General features: G+C 70.7%; 16 protein-coding genes. 9 read left to right on the top strand and 7 right to left on the bottom strand.

Annotated elements, in window-relative coordinates; genetic code table 11:
• Positions 1-11: 11 nt before the first annotated feature.
• Positions 12-416, top strand: a complete 405-nt coding sequence (locus tag ACFYPC_RS23100; RefSeq protein WP_388679236.1) for a DUF5997 family protein — start codon at positions 12-14, stop codon at positions 414-416.
• A gap of 251 nt (positions 417-667) precedes the next feature.
• Here ACFYPC_RS23100 and ACFYPC_RS23095 read toward each other — a convergent pair whose 3' ends face one another.
• Positions 668-1,411, bottom strand: a complete 744-nt coding sequence (locus tag ACFYPC_RS23095; RefSeq protein WP_388679234.1) for a VOC family protein — start codon at positions 1,409-1,411, stop codon at positions 668-670.
• 281 nt (positions 1,412-1,692) lie between these two features.
• Between ACFYPC_RS23095 and ACFYPC_RS23090 the strand changes: the two genes are divergently transcribed.
• The 6 genes from ACFYPC_RS23090 to ACFYPC_RS23065 all read left to right on the top strand — a co-directional run bounded on the left by ACFYPC_RS23090 (position 1,693) and on the right by ACFYPC_RS23065 (position 7,448).
• Positions 1,693-2,433, top strand: a complete 741-nt coding sequence (locus ACFYPC_RS23090) for a DUF6193 family natural product biosynthesis protein (protein ID WP_388679231.1) — start codon at positions 1,693-1,695, stop codon at positions 2,431-2,433.
• A gap of 169 nt (positions 2,434-2,602) precedes the next feature.
• On the top strand, positions 2,603-3,643 hold the full coding sequence (argC, locus tag ACFYPC_RS23085; protein WP_388679229.1) for an N-acetyl-gamma-glutamyl-phosphate reductase: 1,041 nt from the start codon (positions 2,603-2,605) through the stop codon (positions 3,641-3,643).
• On the top strand, positions 3,640-4,791 hold the full coding sequence (argJ, locus tag ACFYPC_RS23080; RefSeq protein WP_388679227.1) for a bifunctional glutamate N-acetyltransferase/amino-acid acetyltransferase ArgJ: 1,152 nt from the start codon (positions 3,640-3,642) through the stop codon (positions 4,789-4,791). The genes argC and argJ overlap by 4 nt, the downstream gene beginning before the upstream one ends.
• A complete protein-coding gene (gene argB / locus ACFYPC_RS23075) occupies positions 4,788-5,699 on the top strand; it encodes an acetylglutamate kinase (RefSeq protein WP_388679225.1) in 912 nt (303 codons plus the stop codon). Before argJ ends, argB begins: the two co-directional genes overlap by 4 nt.
• On the top strand, positions 5,696-6,904 hold the full coding sequence (locus ACFYPC_RS23070) for an acetylornithine transaminase (protein ID WP_388679222.1): 1,209 nt from the start codon (positions 5,696-5,698) through the stop codon (positions 6,902-6,904). The genes argB and ACFYPC_RS23070 overlap by 4 nt, the downstream gene beginning before the upstream one ends.
• Before the next feature lie 7 nt (positions 6,905-6,911).
• Positions 6,912-7,448, top strand: coding sequence for an arginine repressor (locus ACFYPC_RS23065; protein WP_388679220.1), 537 nt, complete (start codon positions 6,912-6,914; stop codon positions 7,446-7,448).
• Between the two features lie 77 nt (positions 7,449-7,525).
• Here the strand turns inward: ACFYPC_RS23065 and ACFYPC_RS23060 are convergent, their stop codons facing one another.
• The 5 genes from ACFYPC_RS23060 to ACFYPC_RS23040 form a co-directional block, all read right to left on the bottom strand.
• Positions 7,526-8,263, bottom strand: a complete 738-nt coding sequence (locus tag ACFYPC_RS23060; RefSeq protein WP_388679482.1) for an FAD:protein FMN transferase — start codon at positions 8,261-8,263, stop codon at positions 7,526-7,528.
• A gap of 43 nt (positions 8,264-8,306) precedes the next feature.
• Positions 8,307-9,122: an FMN-binding protein gene (locus tag ACFYPC_RS23055; protein WP_388679217.1), complete on the bottom strand. Its 816-nt coding sequence runs from the start codon at positions 9,120-9,122 to the stop codon at positions 8,307-8,309.
• A 19-nt stretch (positions 9,123-9,141) separates the two neighbouring features.
• Positions 9,142-10,479, bottom strand: a complete 1,338-nt coding sequence (locus ACFYPC_RS23050; protein ID WP_388679479.1) for a ferric reductase-like transmembrane domain-containing protein — start codon at positions 10,477-10,479, stop codon at positions 9,142-9,144.
• Positions 10,480-10,612: 133 nt separating this feature from the next.
• Positions 10,613-11,065 carry an FMN-binding protein gene (locus tag ACFYPC_RS23045; RefSeq protein WP_388679215.1) on the bottom strand — a complete coding sequence of 151 codons (453 nt, stop codon included), beginning with the start codon at positions 11,063-11,065 and terminating at the stop codon, positions 10,613-10,615.
• 115 nt (positions 11,066-11,180) lie between these two features.
• Positions 11,181-12,533, bottom strand: a complete 1,353-nt coding sequence (locus ACFYPC_RS23040) for a ferric reductase-like transmembrane domain-containing protein (protein WP_388679212.1) — start codon at positions 12,531-12,533, stop codon at positions 11,181-11,183.
• A 190-nt stretch (positions 12,534-12,723) separates the two neighbouring features.
• Between ACFYPC_RS23040 and ACFYPC_RS23035 the strand changes: the two genes are divergently transcribed.
• Complete coding sequence (locus tag ACFYPC_RS23035; RefSeq protein ID WP_388679209.1) at positions 12,724-13,467, top strand: response regulator transcription factor; 744 nt, start codon at positions 12,724-12,726, stop codon at positions 13,465-13,467.
• Between the two features lie 119 nt (positions 13,468-13,586).
• Positions 13,587-15,056 (top strand): sensor histidine kinase, encoded by a 1,470-nt coding sequence (locus ACFYPC_RS23030; protein ID WP_388679477.1) that lies wholly within the window; start codon positions 13,587-13,589, stop codon positions 15,054-15,056.
• 68 nt (positions 15,057-15,124) lie between these two features.
• Here ACFYPC_RS23030 and ACFYPC_RS23025 read toward each other — a convergent pair whose 3' ends face one another.
• Positions 15,125-15,826 carry a L,D-transpeptidase gene (locus tag ACFYPC_RS23025; RefSeq protein WP_388679207.1) on the bottom strand — a complete coding sequence of 234 codons (702 nt, stop codon included), beginning with the start codon at positions 15,824-15,826 and terminating at the stop codon, positions 15,125-15,127.
• Between the last annotated feature and the right edge of the window lie 29 nt (positions 15,827-15,855).

The raw sequence follows: 15,855 nt of genomic DNA, 5'->3' as shown, positions 1-15,855 counted from the left end.
CCCTTGACCCCATGACGTCGCACCAGAACACCCAGACGATGAAGCCCGCGACTGCGGCGAAGAAGCTGGGTGTGTACCTCGAGGCCACCCCCGCCGAGTTCCAGGAGGGTGTCGTCTCGCGGGCCGAGCTGGCTGCGCTGCAGGCCGAGCCGCCCCAGTGGCTGCTGGAGCTGCGGGACCTGGGCCCGCACCCGCGGCCGGTCGTCGCCGCCAAGCTGGGCGTCTCCATCGCCGGGCTCGCGCGCGGCGGGGTCACCGAAGCCCTCACCACGGAGCAGATCGAGGCGCTGAAGTCGGAGGGCCCCGAGTGGCTGCTGCGCGAGCGCGCCACCCAGGCCGAGGTCCGCAAGGAAACGGCGCGCATCAAGGAAAAGAAGGCCGACGAAGCCGCTCAGTCCCGGGGCGCGCGTTCCTGACCTCCCTCGGCCCGGTGTCAGGGCACGGAACCTCCCTCGGCCCGGTGTCAGGGCACGGCCACACCGAAATCTCGGGCCGAGCGGCGTCGGGCCTCAGCTCTACGGCAGGGGCTCGGCCACCGCGACGATGAAGTCACCCAGTGGCCGGACGTCGGCGGACCAGCCCAGCGCGGCGAGCTCGCCGGTGAGCGTCGAGGGCTCGTGGTAGATCTTCACGATCCGGTACTCACTGCCGTCGTCGAGGCTGCGCGTCAGGACCGGGCGAGTACACAGAACTCGTGGCCCTCCGGGTCGGTCAGGCACGTCCACGAGACGTTGCCCTGGCCGACATCGAGGTCGGCGGCGCCGAGGGCCCGCAACCGTGCCACCTCCGCCGCCTTGTCGTCAGCGGGGCCCGGCACCAGGTCGAGATGGACGCGGTCCGGCGCGGTCTTCCCGCCGGGTGTGCGGAGGAACTCGAGATACGGGCCGACGCCCACGGCCGAGCGAAACACCGCGTGATCGTCAGTTGTCTCGTGCAGGGTCCAGTCGATCGCCTCGTCCCAGAACGCGGCCATGGCCCGCGGATCCTCGCAGTCGACCACCACCGTGGCGATCGGCCCGGTGTCCCGGTAGATCTCCCGAGGCTCCAGCACACAGAACTCGTTGCCCTCCGGGTCGGCGAGGACCGTCCACGGCACATCACCGCTCTGGCCCACGTGGGCGGGCTTCGCACCGAGAGCCCTCAGCCGCGCGACCAACTCCGCCTGATGGGTCGCAGAGGGGGTGGCGAGATCGATGTGCACCCGGTTCTTCACCGCCGTCTTGGGTTCCGGGACGGCGATGACGTCGACGCAGACGCCGGCCGGGTCCAGCCAGTCGAAGCCGGCGGGTTTGACGCTGGTCGCGCCGGGTTCCGAGCTGGACACACCCCAGCCGAGCGCCGCCGCCCAGAACCGGCCGACCGCCGAGTCGTCAAGGGCCTTGATGTTCACCTGAACGGGTCGCAGCGTCATGCCGGTGATCCTATGTGCGACCGAGAATTTTAGTTGGCGGATCACAAGCTGAACTGAGCAGGTCAGGAGCGCTGGAGAATTCTTGTTGGCGGATATTGAGAGGGTTAGTAGTTGGCGGATCATGATGGTGGACGTTCACTGTTCGTGAGTGTGCTCGTGAGGCGGTCCGACGTCCTGCACGGCCTGACCGGGTGCTATCAGCACCTTGATGGAGCTGCCCAGGCCTCTAGCGCGCTATCCGCCTGCCCTGGGAATCGGCGGCGGGGGCACAATCAGGAGCCGTGCCTACACCTCCCGATCCCTCCGTCCTGTACCCCGACGTTGCGGCCTGCGGCAGCCTCGCCGCAGCGCTCCGGGCCGAGGCGGACGGCTGCCTCGGTGCCGTCCCCGTCACGTCTCAGGACTTCGGTTCGCTGCGCCACGCGGCCGTTGCAAGTACCCTGCCGCACCGCGAGCCGCTGGCGATCAGCGCCTGGTCGCACGAACGGCGGTGGTCGATCCGCGGCGAGGAACCGCTCCAGAGCATGTCCCTCATCGACGGCAGTACCGACGACCTGGCGGAGGTCGCCACCGCCGCCCGAGCGTGGCACGACGGGGCGACCCTGGACGACATCCGACAGGCGGCACCCTTCGTGCACCTGACCGGCCGGTTCGAGGTGCCCGACAACGATCCCGCGCGCTTGACGGCATCCGAATGGCAGGGCAAGCGCCAGGAGGCGGCCGAACTCGAATACGCCTGGCAGGAGACGTATCACAACCTGATCGAGGCGGCGCACGCCGAGTCGGCGCTGCGCGCTCTCTACCCGTTCACGAGCCACTGGGCACTGCGCTTCTCGACCACCACCCGCCCGGACCTGACGCCCGTCGGACCGTGCCTGAGCGCCAACAGCGACGGCACGTTCGGAGTGGGTAGGGGCCTCATCAGCCAGGACCTTGGCCAATTCGCCACAGCGCAGGAGGCCGTGGCAGTGGCTGTGCGCCAACTGCCGTCCCGGCTCGGCCCAACCACCCTTGGCGGATGATTCCGCCTGGCAAACGGCTCGGTCGACAGCGCAGCAGCGGACTGCGCACCGTACTTGGCGAACGGTGCCACCTGAGCTGCTCAGTCACATGTGGGCGCTCCGCGACGAGTTCGGCATTGCATAAACGTGCAGCGAAACGTATAGTCATGCCATCGAGGAGGAGGGTTCCATGGCGGTACGTGCGGCGGTGGCGGGAGCGAGTGGGTACGCGGGCGGGGAACTGCTGCGGCTGCTTCTGGTGCACCCCGAGGTCGAGATCGGCGCTCTGACCGGCAACTCCAACGCCGGTCAGCGGCTGGGCGCGCTCCAGCCGCATCTGCTGCCACTGGCCGACCGTGTCCTTGAAGAGACGACCACCGAGGTACTCGCAGGTCAAAGCCGACGGCATGATGTCGTGTTCCTCGCGCTGCCGCACGGGCAGTCCGCCGCTGTCGCCGAGCAGCTCGGCCCGGAGGTCCTCGTCGTCGACATGGGCGCCGACTTCCGGCTGAAGGACCCGGCCGACTGGGAGAGGTTCTACGGCTCCGAGCATGCCGGGACCTGGCCGTACGGCCTCCCCGAGCTGCCGGGTGCCCGCGCCGCGCTGGAGGGGTCCAAGCGCATCGCGGTGCCCGGCTGCTATCCGACGGCCGCCTCCCTGGCGCTCTTCCCGGCGTACGCGGCGGGCCTCGCGGAGAACGAGGCCGTGATCGTCGCCGCCTCCGGGACCTCGGGCGCCGGCAAGACACCGAAGGCGCACCTCCTCGGCAGCGAGGTGATGGGCTCCATGTCCCCCTACGGCGTCGGCGGCGGCCACCGGCACACCCCCGAGATCATCCAGAACCTCGGCGCCGCAGCGGGCGAGCCCGTCACCGTCTCCTTCACGCCGACCCTCGCCCCGATGCCCCGCGGCATCCTCGCCACGTGCAGCGCCAGGGCGCAGGCCGGCGTCACCGCGGAGTCCGTACGGGCCGTGTACGAGAAGGCGTACGCGGACGAGCCGTTCGTGCACCTGCTGCCGGAGGGGCAGTGGCCCGCGACGGCGTCTGTTTACGGTTCCAACGCCGTTCAGGTACAGGTCGCCTTCGACGCCGCCGCGCACCGCATCATCGCGATCAGCGCCATCGACAACCTGACCAAGGGCACCGCGGGCGGTGCCGTCCAGAGCATGAACATCGCCCTCGGACTGCCCGAGGACATGGGTCTTTCCACGATCGGAGTCGCACCGTGAGCGTCACCGCTGCCAAAGGCTTCACCGCCTCCGGCATCGCAGCAGGCATCAAGGAGAACGGCAACCCCGACCTGGCCCTCGTGGTCAACACCGGGCCCCGTCAGGCCGCGGCGGGCGTCTTCACCTCCAACCGCGTGAAAGCCGCGCCGGTGCTCTGGTCCGAGCAGGTGCTCAAGGGCGGCCGGGTGACCGCGGTGATCCTCAACTCCGGTGGCGCCAACGCCTGTACGGGCCCCAAGGGCTTCCAGGACACGCATGCCACCGCCGAGAAGGTGGCCGACACCCTCGGGCTCAACGCGGCCGAGGTCGCCGTCGCCTCCACCGGCCTCATCGGCCTGCTGCTCCCGATGGACAAACTGCTCAAGGGAGTCGAGACGGCGACCGCCTCGCTGAGCGAGCACGGTGGTGAGAAGGCCGCCATCGCCATCAAGACCACCGACAGCGTCCACAAGACCTCCGTGGTCACCGGCGACGGCTGGACCGTCGGCGGCATGGCCAAGGGCGCCGGCATGCTGGCCCCCGGCCTCGCCACCATGCTGGTGGTCCTGACGACGGACGCCGACATCGAGAGCGACGTACTGGACCGGGCCCTGCGCGCCGCAACCCGCACCACCTTCGACCGCGTCGACTCCGACGGCTGCATGTCGACCAACGACACCGTGCTGCTGCTTGCCTCCGGGGCGTCCGAAGTCACCCCGGAACAGGGCGAGTTCGCCGAAGCCGTACGGAAGGTCTGCGACGACCTCGGACAGCAGCTCATCCGGGACGCCGAGGGCGCGAGCAAGGACATCAAGGTCGAGGTCGTGAACGCCGCGACCGAGGACGACGCCGTCGAGGTGGGCCGCTCCATCGCCCGCAACAACCTCCTCAAGTGCGCGATCCACGGCGAAGACCCAAACTGGGGACGGGTGTTGTCGGCGATCGGCACGACAAAGGCCGCCTTCGAACCGGACCGGCTCAACGTCGCCATCAACGGCGTCTGGGTCTGCAAGAACGGCGGCGTCGGCGAGGACCGCGAGCTCGTCGACATGCGCTACCGCGAGGTCCACATCGTCGCCGACCTCGCCGCAGGCGACGAGACCGCCACGATCTGGACCAACGACCTCACCGCGGACTACGTCCACGAGAACAGCGCCTACAGCTCATGAGCAACATGACGCGGAAACACACCGCACTCCCCAAGGCCCAGATCCTCATCGAGGCACTGCCCTGGCTGACCCGCCACCGCGGCAAGACCGTCGTCGTCAAGTTCGGCGGCAACGCCATGATCGACGAGGACCTGAAGGCCGCCTTCGCACAGGACATCGTCTTCCTGCACCACGCCGGCCTCAAGCCCGTCGTCGTGCACGGCGGCGGCCCCCAGATCAGCGCCGCCCTCGACCGGCACGGCATCGTCAGCGAGTTCAAGGCGGGCCTGCGGGTCACCACCGAGGACGCCATGGACGTCGTACGCATGGTGCTGGCCGGACAGGTGCAGCGTGAGCTGGTCGGGCTGCTCAACCAGCACGGGCCGCTCGCCGTCGGCATGACCGGCGAGGACGCGCACACCATCACCGCCACCAAGCACCAGCCCGAGATCGACGGCGAGTTGGTCGACATCGGCCGGGTCGGCGAGATCACCGCAATCGACACGGGCGCCATCGAGGCGCTGCTCTCCGACGGCCGCATCCCGGTCGTCTCCTCGATCGCCCGCTCCCAGGACGACGGACATGTCTACAACGTCAATGCTGATACGGCGGCTGCGGCACTCGCTGCGGCGCTGGGTGCCGAAACCCTGATGGTCCTCACCGATGTCGAGGGCCTCTACGAGGACTGGCCCGACAGCGACGAGGTGATCAGCCGCCTCACCGCCACCCAGCTCGAGAAGCTGCTGCCCGAGCTGGCCAGCGGCATGGTGCCGAAGATGGAGGGCTGCCTGCACGCCGTACGCAACGGCGTCACCACGGCCCGGGTCATCGACGGCCGGGTCCAGCACTCGATCCTGCTGGAGATCTTCACCGACGAGGGGATCGGCACGATGGTCGTGCCGGACGAGATGACCGAGGGGGACGCATGACCAGCACCGCGACCAACGCAGAGCTCACCCAGCGCTGGCAGGGCTCGCTGATGGACAACTACGGCACCCCGCGGCTGCCCCTCGTGCGCGGCGAGGGCACCCGGGTGTGGGACGCCGACGGCAAGGAGTACCTCGACTTCATGGGCGGCATCGCGGTCAACGCGCTCGGGCACGCCCACCCGGCGATCGTCGAGGCGGTCAGCAAGCAGATCGGCTCGCTCGGCCATGTCTCCAACCTGTTCGTCGCCGAGCCGCCCGTCGCGCTCGCCGAACGGCTGCTCCAGCTCTTCGGGCGGGCCGGCCGGGTGTACTTCTGCAACTCGGGCGCCGAGGCCAACGAGGGCGCCTTCAAGATCGGACGGCTGACCGGCCGTAAGCACATGGTGGCGACCCAGGGCGGCTTCCACGGCCGGACCATGGGCGCGCTCGCGCTCACCGGCCAGCCGGGCAAGCGGGACCCGTTCCTGCCGCTGCCCGGTGACGTCACCCATGTCCCGTACGGCGACGCGCAGGCCCTCGCCGCAGCGGTCACCGAGGACACCGCACTGGTGATCATCGAGCCGGTGCAGGGCGAGAACGGTGTGGTCGTGCCTCCGGCCGGCTATCTGAAGGCCGCCCGCGCGATCACCGCCGCGACCGGCGCGCTTCTCGTCCTTGACGAGGTACAGACCGGAATCGGCCGGACCGGACACTGGTTCGAGTACCAGGCGCACGAGGGGGTCCTGCCCGATGTCGTCACGCTGGCGAAGGGGCTCGGCGGCGGGCTGCCGCTCGGCGCGACCGTCGCCTTCGGCCGGGCCGCCGAGCTGCTGAAGCCGGGCCACCACGGCACGACCTTCGGCGGCAACCCGGTCGTCTGCGCCGCCGGACTCGCCGTACTCGACACGATCGCGTCCGAGGGACTCCTCGACAACGTGAAGCGCACGGGCGAGAAACTGCGCGACGGAATCGAGTCATTCGGGCACCCCTTGATCGACCATGTCCGGGGCGCGGGCCTGCTCCTGGGTATCGTGCTCACCGAGCCACTCGCACCAAAGGTGCAACAGGCGGCTCAGGATGCCGGTCTTCTGGTCAACGCGCCCGCCCCTGATGTCGTACGGCTGATGCCGCCGCTGAACCTCGGCGATGACGAAGTGGACGCGTTTCTCCAGGTTCTCCCCGGTGTTCTCGACGCGGTCGACGGGGAAGGACGAACCGGGGAATGAGACGACGATGAGTCAGGCGCAGGACCACGAGCACGCAGGGCCTGCCGTACCGCAGACCCGCACCGCACGCCACCGCCGGATCGTGGACATCCTCAACCGGCAACCGGTGCGTTCGCAGAGCCAGTTGGCGAAACTGCTCGCCGACGACGGGCTGAACGTCACCCAGGCGACGCTCTCCCGGGATCTGGACGAGCTGAACGCGGTGAAGATCCGCAACAACGACGGCGACCTCATCTACGCGGTACCGAGCGAAGGCGGCTTCCGTACGCCGCGCGTGCCGCTGGGGGAGTCGGCGAAGGAGGAGCGGATGCGGCGGCTGTCCGCGGAGCTGCTGATCTCCGCGGAGGCTTCCGCGAACCTCGTGGTGCTGCGTACCCCTCCGGGGGCGGCGCAGTTTCTCGCCTCGGCGATCGACCAGGCCGAGCTGCACGACATTCTCGGCACGATCGCCGGGGACGACACCCTGCTGCTGATCAGCCGGGAGCCTGCCGGGGGGCAGGCCTTGGCCGATCACCTCCTGAGGCTGGCTCAGAACACCCATTGAGGTGTACGGGAGTGGGGGCGCGCCCCGGGTTTCCGGGGGGTGCGCCGCCGTGTGCCGGCTCTCCTTTGCGGGAGGACTCAGCCAAGTCGTCGAGCGAGCCCGCCCGTACACCTGACCTCGTCCCCCGCCGTGATGAGCAGGGCCTCCACGTCCGGGAGCGCCTCCAGCCAGTCCAGGGCCTGGCGGGAGCCCATCGCGAAGGCCGCCGTCGCCCACGCGTCCGCCCAGGTCAGATGGGGGCCGACCACGGTCACGGCGACCAGGTCGGTGACCGCGGACTTGCCGGTGCGCGGGTCGACGATATGGGCGCCCCGCTCGGCGGTGCCGGAGGTGGCGACGGCCAGTTCGTCGACACCCGCGGCGGAGACCACGGCCGCGAGGGAACCCGGGCGGAGCGGATCCGCCACGCCGACCCGCCACGGCCGCTGCGGTCCGGGCACGCCGCACAGCTGGACGTCTCCGCCGCCGTTCACACTGACGCCGCTCGCGCCGGCCGCGGCGAGGAGCCGGGCCACGCGCTCGGTCGACCAGCCCTTCACCAGACCGGTCGGGTCGAGCTGTCCCTCGTACGTCGTGCTGAACCAGCCCTCGCTGAGCCGCTCCGCCTCGGCGCACAGATCGAGCACCTCGGCGACCTCCGGATCGCACTCCGCGACCGTCAGTTCACCGCGCGCGAGACGCGAGACCTGGCTGTCCTGACGGTAGGTGCTGAACACCTCGTCCACCCGGTGGAGTTGGGCGACCGCCTCCGCCAACGCGGCCTGGACAGCCGCTGGTTCACCGCCGCGCACGTCGAACGAGAAGACCGTTCCCATCACCTCCTCGACGTGGCGCAGCGCGGGCGGGGCCTGCGCCGGGTCAGGCACCGGCCTTGTCCAAGGCGGACTGGAGGGACTGCTTGTATCCGGCGCTCGTGTAGGTGGCTCCGGAGACCGCGTCGATATCGGCGCTCTGGGTGACTGCGGCCGCTTGGTTGAGCTTCGGTACGGCATTGCTGGACACCTCCGTGCTCTGTCCCCCGCTGGGTGCCTGGATGGCCTCGGCCTTGGAGATCGATGTGCCGTTCAGGGTGAGGCGGACCTGGACGGGCCCGTACTCGGTCTGGACGACGTCGCCGTCGACGGTCTGGCCGTCGGGGGCGGGTGCCGCGGCTGCCGCGGACGACGCGGCAGGCTGGGACGGCGACGCGGCCGGCTCGGCCGGTGCGCTCTGGGCGGCCTGGTCGAGGGCCGACTGGAGGGACTGCTTGTATCCGGCGCTCGTGTAGGTGGCTCCGGAGACGGCGTCGATGTCGGCGGTGCCCGCGGCGACGGCCGCCTGGTTGAGCTTCGGTACGGCGTCCTCGGTGACCGTGGTGCTCTGGCCGCCGCTGGGCGCCTGGACCGCCTCGGCCTTGGTGATCTTGTCGCCGCTGAGGGTGAGACGGACCTGGACGGGCCCGTACTGGGTTTCGGCGACGCTTCCGGTGACCGTACGGGCGCCGGAGGACGACTGGCCCGAGCTGCCGCCCTGCGGCGACTCCTGCCCGGCCACCGTCGCCTGGGCAGCCGCTCCGCCCTGCGCCGAAGCGGAGGCCGGGTCGGACCCGGGCTTCAGAGACAGCAGCAGGACGATCCCGGACACGGTGGCGGCGGTGGCGAGCACGACACGCCTGAGGGGGTGGCTCTTCTTCATCGCTCCTGACTCCCGTCGCTCACATCTGGAACGACTCGTGATGGATACGGCGGGCGGGGACTCCCGCGCCGCGCAGTGCTTCGTACACCTGCTGCGCGAAGCCGGGCGGCCCGCACATGAAGACGTCATGGCTCTCGATGTCCGGCAGCTTGCGGCGCAGGCTGTCCGCCGAGATGTCCGGGCGCTCCCCGTCGGGGCTGTTCACCGCGTACATCAGGCGGGCCCCGCGCTCCTTGGAGATGGCCGCCAGTTCGTCCCACAGGGCCAGATCCTGGGTGCTGTTGGCCCGGTAGAGCAGCGTCAGGTCACCGGAGGAGCCGGGCAGTGTCTCGAACAGCGCCCGCATCGGCGTGATGCCGACGCCGCCGGCCACCAGCAGAACCTTTCCGCGGCTGCGCTTGGCCGCCGTCAGCGCGCCGTACGGCCCCTCGGCCCAGACTCGGGTGCCGGGCTCCAGCTCGCGCAACGCGGCGCTGTGGTCGCCGATCGCCTTCACGGTGATGCGCAGCATGTTGGGGCGGGGCGCGGCCGACAGCGAGTACGGGTGGGAGCTGAGCCGCATCCCCGGCGCGAGGAAGCGCCAGCGGAAGAACTGCCCGGCCTCGGCACCCATCCGGTGCAGCTTCCGCCCGCCGATCAGCACCGACACGATCCCCGGCGCCTCCTCGATCACCGCTTCGACGCGCATCCGGTGCCGCATGTTCAGCCGGACCGGCACGACCACCCGGTACCAGATCATCAGCGCGGTCACCGTCCCGTACAGCGCGTACCAGGCCGTCGTCGCGGCGGGCTGGACGGCGAAGTCGTTGCCGGTGGACAGCTGGTGCCAGAACGACAGGTACACGGCGGCGTAGGTGAGCAGATGGATGTGGTACCAGGTGTCGTACGGCATTCTGCGGCGCACCGGGCCCATGGAGAGCAGGCCGATGAGGAACAACAGGCCGGTGCCGATGGCGGCCTTGCCCATGTCGGGCAGCTGGTTGACCGAGTCGATGGTCTGCTGAACGATGTCTCCGAACGTCCGGCCGGACTGGAGTGCGTAGCCGTACATCGTCAGGACGAGATGGGCGATGACCAGGCTGATCGTGTACCGGCCGCTCATCGCGTGCCAGCGGGCCACCCGGTCGGAGCCCACCCGGCGCTCCAGGGCGGGCACCCGTGCCATCTGCAGCACCACGAGGGCCATGAAGTACCCGGCCAACAGGCCTGTGATCCGGCCCGCGTTGATCATCCGGCTGGTGTGGTCCGCGATGGACGGCGTGTTGCTCCACCACAGCCAGATGACGCCGGCCGCCCCTGCCCAGACAGCGAGCAGCAGAGGGACTGCGGGAGAGCGGCGAGGGCGGATACGGCGCATGGTCTGGCGCCGCGCGGCGCGGCCACCGGCGATCGTGGACACGGTTCCTCCGTGGTCGTCCGTGGGGACGTGGGGACGTGGAAAGGGGAGTGGCCCCCTTGGCCCAGAGGTACGTGGGGCGAGTGCGGTGCGTTCAACCGGTTGCTGAGTCCAGTGCGGACTGGAGGGACTGGCGATAACCGTCGCTCGTGTAACTGGCGCCGGACACCGTGTCGATGTTGGCGCTCTGCGCGCTGATCGCCTCCCTCTTGAGCTGAGGGATCGCGTAGCTGTTGATCTCCTGGTCCCTCGGGTTGTCCTGGGGATAGGTGACGGCCGTGACGTCGGTGATCTTGCCGCTCTTCAAGGTGACGCGGACCTGCACGGGGCCGTAGCGGGTCTGCACAGTGCTGCCGGTGAGCGTCCCGGTGGTGGTGCCGGTGCCGGGGCTGCTGCTGCCGGTCGAGCTCGTGCCGTTGGTGGCGGGCAGGGCGACGGACGGCGTGCTGTGCGGCTTCAGCGACAGCAGCAGTACGACGCTCGAGACGGTCGCGGCGGTCGCCAGCACGACGCGGCGCAGCGGGCGGTTCCGGTTCAGGGCGTGCACAGGGACCTCGCAACTCTCAGGCGCTTCAAGGGATTTACGGTGCTCACAGCTCTCCTGCGCTTCAGTGGATCTACGGTGCTCGCAGCGCTCCTGCGCTTCAGAGGATCTACGGTGCTCACAGCTCGAACGACTCGTGGTGGATGCGGCGGTCGGGGACCCCGGCCGCACGCAACGCCACGTACACGTCGCGTGCGAAGGCGTCGGGCCCGCACACGTACACGTCGTGCCCGCCGACGTCGGAGACGGCCGCACGCAGCGTCTGGGCCGTGAAGCGCGGCCGGGAGCCGTCCGCGCCGTTGAGCGCGTACACCACGTGTGCCCCGCGCCACTGCGCGATGGCCTCCAACTCGGCGCCCAGCGCCAGGTCTTCGGGCGTCCGTGCCCGGTAGAGCAGCGTGACCTGACCCGGCAGCGTCTCGAACAGGGCCCGCAGTGGTGTGATGCCGACCCCGGCCGCGATCAGCAGCACCTTGCGCGAGCTGCGCCGGTCCGCGGTCAGCGAGCCGTACGGGCCCTCGGCCCACACCCGTGTTCCGGGACGCAGGAGGGCGACGGACGCGCTGTGGCCGCCGAGCGCCTTGACCGTGATGCGCAGCAGGTCGGGCCGGGGTGGCGCCGACAGTGAGTACGGCGAGGAGGTCCAGCGCATTCCGTCCGCGAGGAACCGCCAGCGGAAGAACTGCCCCGGCTGCGCCTGGAGTTCATCGATGTGTTGCCCACGAACGACGACGGAGAACACGTCCGGTGACTCACGGTGCACCGACTCCACCCGCAGTTGGTGGCGCAGGTTGAGCCGGATCGGGGTGAGGATCCGGAACCAGAGCACGAGCGCCGCGGCGCCCAGGTACAGCGCGTACCAGGCGGCCTGCGCGAGGGAGTTCCCCGTGAAGTCGGCGCCCAGCGCGAGCTGATGTCCGAAGGCGAGGAAGAGGGCCGCGTACGTGAGCAGATGCACGTAGTACCAGAACTCGTGGCTCACCCGGCGCCGCACCGCACGGGCGGAAAGGATCCCGACGGCGAGCAGGATCAGCGTGCCCGCCGTGGCCTTGAGCATCTCCGGGTACGTGAGGACGACGGTCGTCGCCTCGTGCACGATCCCGCTGCCGTCCTGGGCGGCGTACCCGAAAAGGATCAGGGTGACATGCGCCACCAGCAGACAGATCGTGTACCGCCCCGCCATGGCGTGCCAGCGGGCCACCCGGTCCGAGCCGATCCGCCGCTCCAGGAGCGGGACACGCGCCATCAGACCGACGAGCACCGCGCAGCCGTAGCCGCACAGCAGCCCCGCGATCCGCCCGGCGTCGGTCAGCCAGCCGGCCGCTCCGACCACCGAACGGGTGTCCGTCCACCACAGCGCGACCACGGCGAGCGCACCGGCCCAGAGCAGGGCCAGTAGCGGCCCGGCCGGGGAGCGGCGTGCCTCCAGCGGCACGGCAGGCGCCGCACGCTGTTCGTACACGGTGGTCATGTGCTCGTCCTTTCGGCTGTCCGGCGGACAACTGTGCGGTCCGAACCTCTGAGCGGGCTCTGAGCGAGCGGCGTACGAGGGGTGCGTACACCCGGGTGACCCGCCGTGAGCCTTGTCGGCGCACTCAGAGGAAACTCAGAGCTTGACCGGGCGGCCCCGTGGCCGAAGAGGGGCGATGCTGTGAGAAGCCATGAACACACTTCGCTCCGGCCGCCCCGAGCTCACCCGCCCCGACGGCACCCCCGTCCGTGTCCTCGTCGTCGACGACGACCCGGACCTGGCCGAGGTCCTCTCGGGTGCCCTGCGCTACGAGGGCTGGGAGGTGCGGACGGCGGGCGACGGGGCCGCGGCCGTCACCGAGGCGCGCGGCCTGCTGCCCGATGCCGTCGTCCTGGACGTCATGCTCCCCGACACCGACGGATTCGCCGTACTGCGCGATCTGCATGCCGTGAAGCCCGACGTCTGCGTCCTCTTCCTCACCGCGCGGGACGCCGTGGAGGACCGCATCACGGGCATCACCGCGGGCGGCGACGACTATGTGACGAAGCCGTTCAGCCTGGAGGAGGTCGTGGCCCGGCTGCGCGGCCTGCTGCGCCGCGCGGGCATGGCCCGCCAGCTGGACGAGGGACCACGCCTCGTCGTCGGGGACCTGGTGATGGACGAGGAGGCCCGCGAGGTGACCCGCGGCGGCGAGCTGATCGAGCTGTCACCGACCGAGTTCGAACTGTTGCACTATCTGATGCGCAATCCGCGCAGGGTGCTGAGCAAGGCGCAGATCCTCGACCGCGTCTGGTCGTACGACTTCGGCGGCCAGGCCCATGTCGTGGAGCTCTACATCTCCTATCTGCGCAAGAAGGTGGACGCGGGCCGCGAGCCCATGATCCATACGGTGCGGGGCGCGGGATACGTGCTCAAACCGGTCGTGGGCCGGTGAGTGCGCGGTGGGCGGGGGTGCGGTGGCCGTGGGCCCGGCTGCGGGAGGGCCGGCTCCGAGGTAGCGGGCGGCGGCTTCGGCTGCGCGCGGGCCGGCTCCGCGGCCGTGGGTCGCGAGGGCTGCGGTTGCCGCGCCCGCACACGCTCCGGGCCCGGCTCACCGCGGGGCTCGTGGTGCTGCTCGCCGTCAGCTGCGCCGCCGTCGGCGTGGCCGCCGTGCTCGAACTGGACGGGTTCCTCACGGGCCGCCTGGACCAGCAGCTGCAGGACGCGGGCGCCAGCTTCCCCGCGAGTCTGGAGCACGCCGGCAGCGTCAAGCCCGCCGACCACGACGGCGACGAGCACGGTGACACCCGCCGTCAGGCCACCGGCACCTTCGGCGCCCGGCTGCTCGACGGGACCGTCACCAACCAAGCCGTCGTCCGCGCCGGCACCGACCCCACCGACCTGAACGTGGCGCTGACCGCCGGCGACCGTAAGGCCCTCGCCGCGGTGCCGGTCGACGGCGACGGACACAGCGTGCGCCTCTCCGCGCTCGGCTCCTACCGGCTGACGGCGTGGCACGGGCAGGACGGCGACGTACTGATCACCGGGCTCCCCCTGGAACCGGTGGAGGCCGCCGTGCACCGCCTCGAACTGGTCGCCGCCTGCGTCTTCGGCGCCGCCCTCGCGGTCATGGGGGTCGCCGGAGCCCTGTGGGTGCGCTGGTCGTTGCGGCCACTGAGCCGGGTCGCCGCGACCGCGACCCGCGTCAGCGAACTCCCGCTCGCCAGCGGTGAGGTGGCGCTGCCGCCGCGGGCGCCGGAGTCCGACCCGCGCAGCGAGGTGGGCCAGGTCGCCGGCGCCTTCAACCGCATGCTCGGCCATGTCGAGGACGCGCTGACCAAGCGGCACGCGAGCGAGGAACGGCTGCGCAGCTTCGCCGCCGACGCCAGTCATGAGCTGCGCACCCCGGTCGCCTCGGTCCGGGGACACGCCGAACTGGCCCTGCTGCACCCGGGCCCCGTGCCGCCGGAGGTGACCCGCGCCCTGGAGCGGATCGCCGCCGAGTCGGCGCGGATGGGCGAGATGGTCGACGATCTGCTGCTCCTCGCCCGCCTCGACGCGGGCCGCCCGCTGGAACGACTCCCCGTTGACCTGACCCACCTCGTCCTCGACTCGGTCACCGACGCGCGGGCCGCCGGCCCTGACCACCGCTGGACCCTGGAACTGGCGGAGGAGCCGGTGACGGTGACCGGCGATGGGCACAGACTTCAGCAGGTGTTGGCCAACCTGTTGGCCAACGCCCGTTTGCACACGCCCGTTGGCACCAGGGTGACGGTGTCACTGGCAGCGGACGCGACTACGGCCGTCCTGACGGTTCGCGACGACGGCCCCGGAGTACCGGAGTACGTCCAGCCAGGCGTCTTCGAACGCTTCACCCGAGCGGACCGACGCCGCACCGACGGCGAGGGCGGCGGCGCGGGACTCGGCCTCTCGATCGTGGCGGCGGTGGTCTCGGCCCACGGCGGCACGGTGGCGCTGCAGAGCCACCCGGGGGCGACGACGTTCACGGTCCGGCTGCCGACGGACGCCAGTAGCGCCCATTAGGGGCGTGGGAACTGCGCGGCCGGCCACAGGCGGCCCGCGGCCAGCCATGGTCACCGATCGCGACATCCCTAGTAGCGAGTGAGAGCGGTCGCCCCGCGCTCGGTGCCGATCGCGATGTGCGGCCTGCGCGCCGGGTCGGCCCACTTCACGATCCGCCGCATCGCGTCGTCGGGCACCGACACACAACCAGCCGTCGCTGACCGCCCGTTGACATGCAGGAAGATGCCGGCGCCGCGCCCTCGCACCGGCCGCTCGTAGTTGAACCCGATGACCAGGGCGTGCGAGTACTGCGTGGTGTACGAGATCAGGTGCTCGGACTCGGCGGCGCGGCAGTCGGCGGCGCGGGGCTCGGTCCACCGGTTGTAGGCGCGGGAGTCGTTGTCCTGGCACCACCAGGAATTCTGGTGGACACGCCGGTAGGGGGTCTTGGTCCCGCTGGGCGCGGCCTTGATCCCGAAGGCGTACGGAAGGCCGTACAGCCCGGTCGGTGTCGTGTTCGTCCCCTGTCTCCGCGAGCCGCCCTCGACCAGCCCCTTGGCGCCGAAGCGTGCGGCCGCCGAACCGGCCTTCACCCAGTTCCCGTCGCGCCGGTCCCACCAGGTGACGGTCCCCTTGGTCGAAGACGTCCGCGCGGCTTGCGCGGTGATGAGCTGCGTGCCGCCACCGGTGTCCGCCATCCGCTCGGGCAGCGGAGGCGGACCGCTCGGGGCCAGGCCCAGGAGGAGGAGGGACACGGACGCGAGGAGGACGGCGGCACCGGGACGAGGCATGGAGCGGACGCTACGGGGAGGCAGCGGTC

Origin of the sequence: Streptomyces sp. NPDC005808 (assembly GCF_042871385.1) — a bacterium.
Lineage (GTDB): Bacteria > Actinomycetota > Actinomycetes > Streptomycetales > Streptomycetaceae > Streptomyces.
The sequence above is the reverse complement of the archived record's forward strand: the minus strand, read 5'-3'. Positions and strand labels throughout refer to the sequence as shown.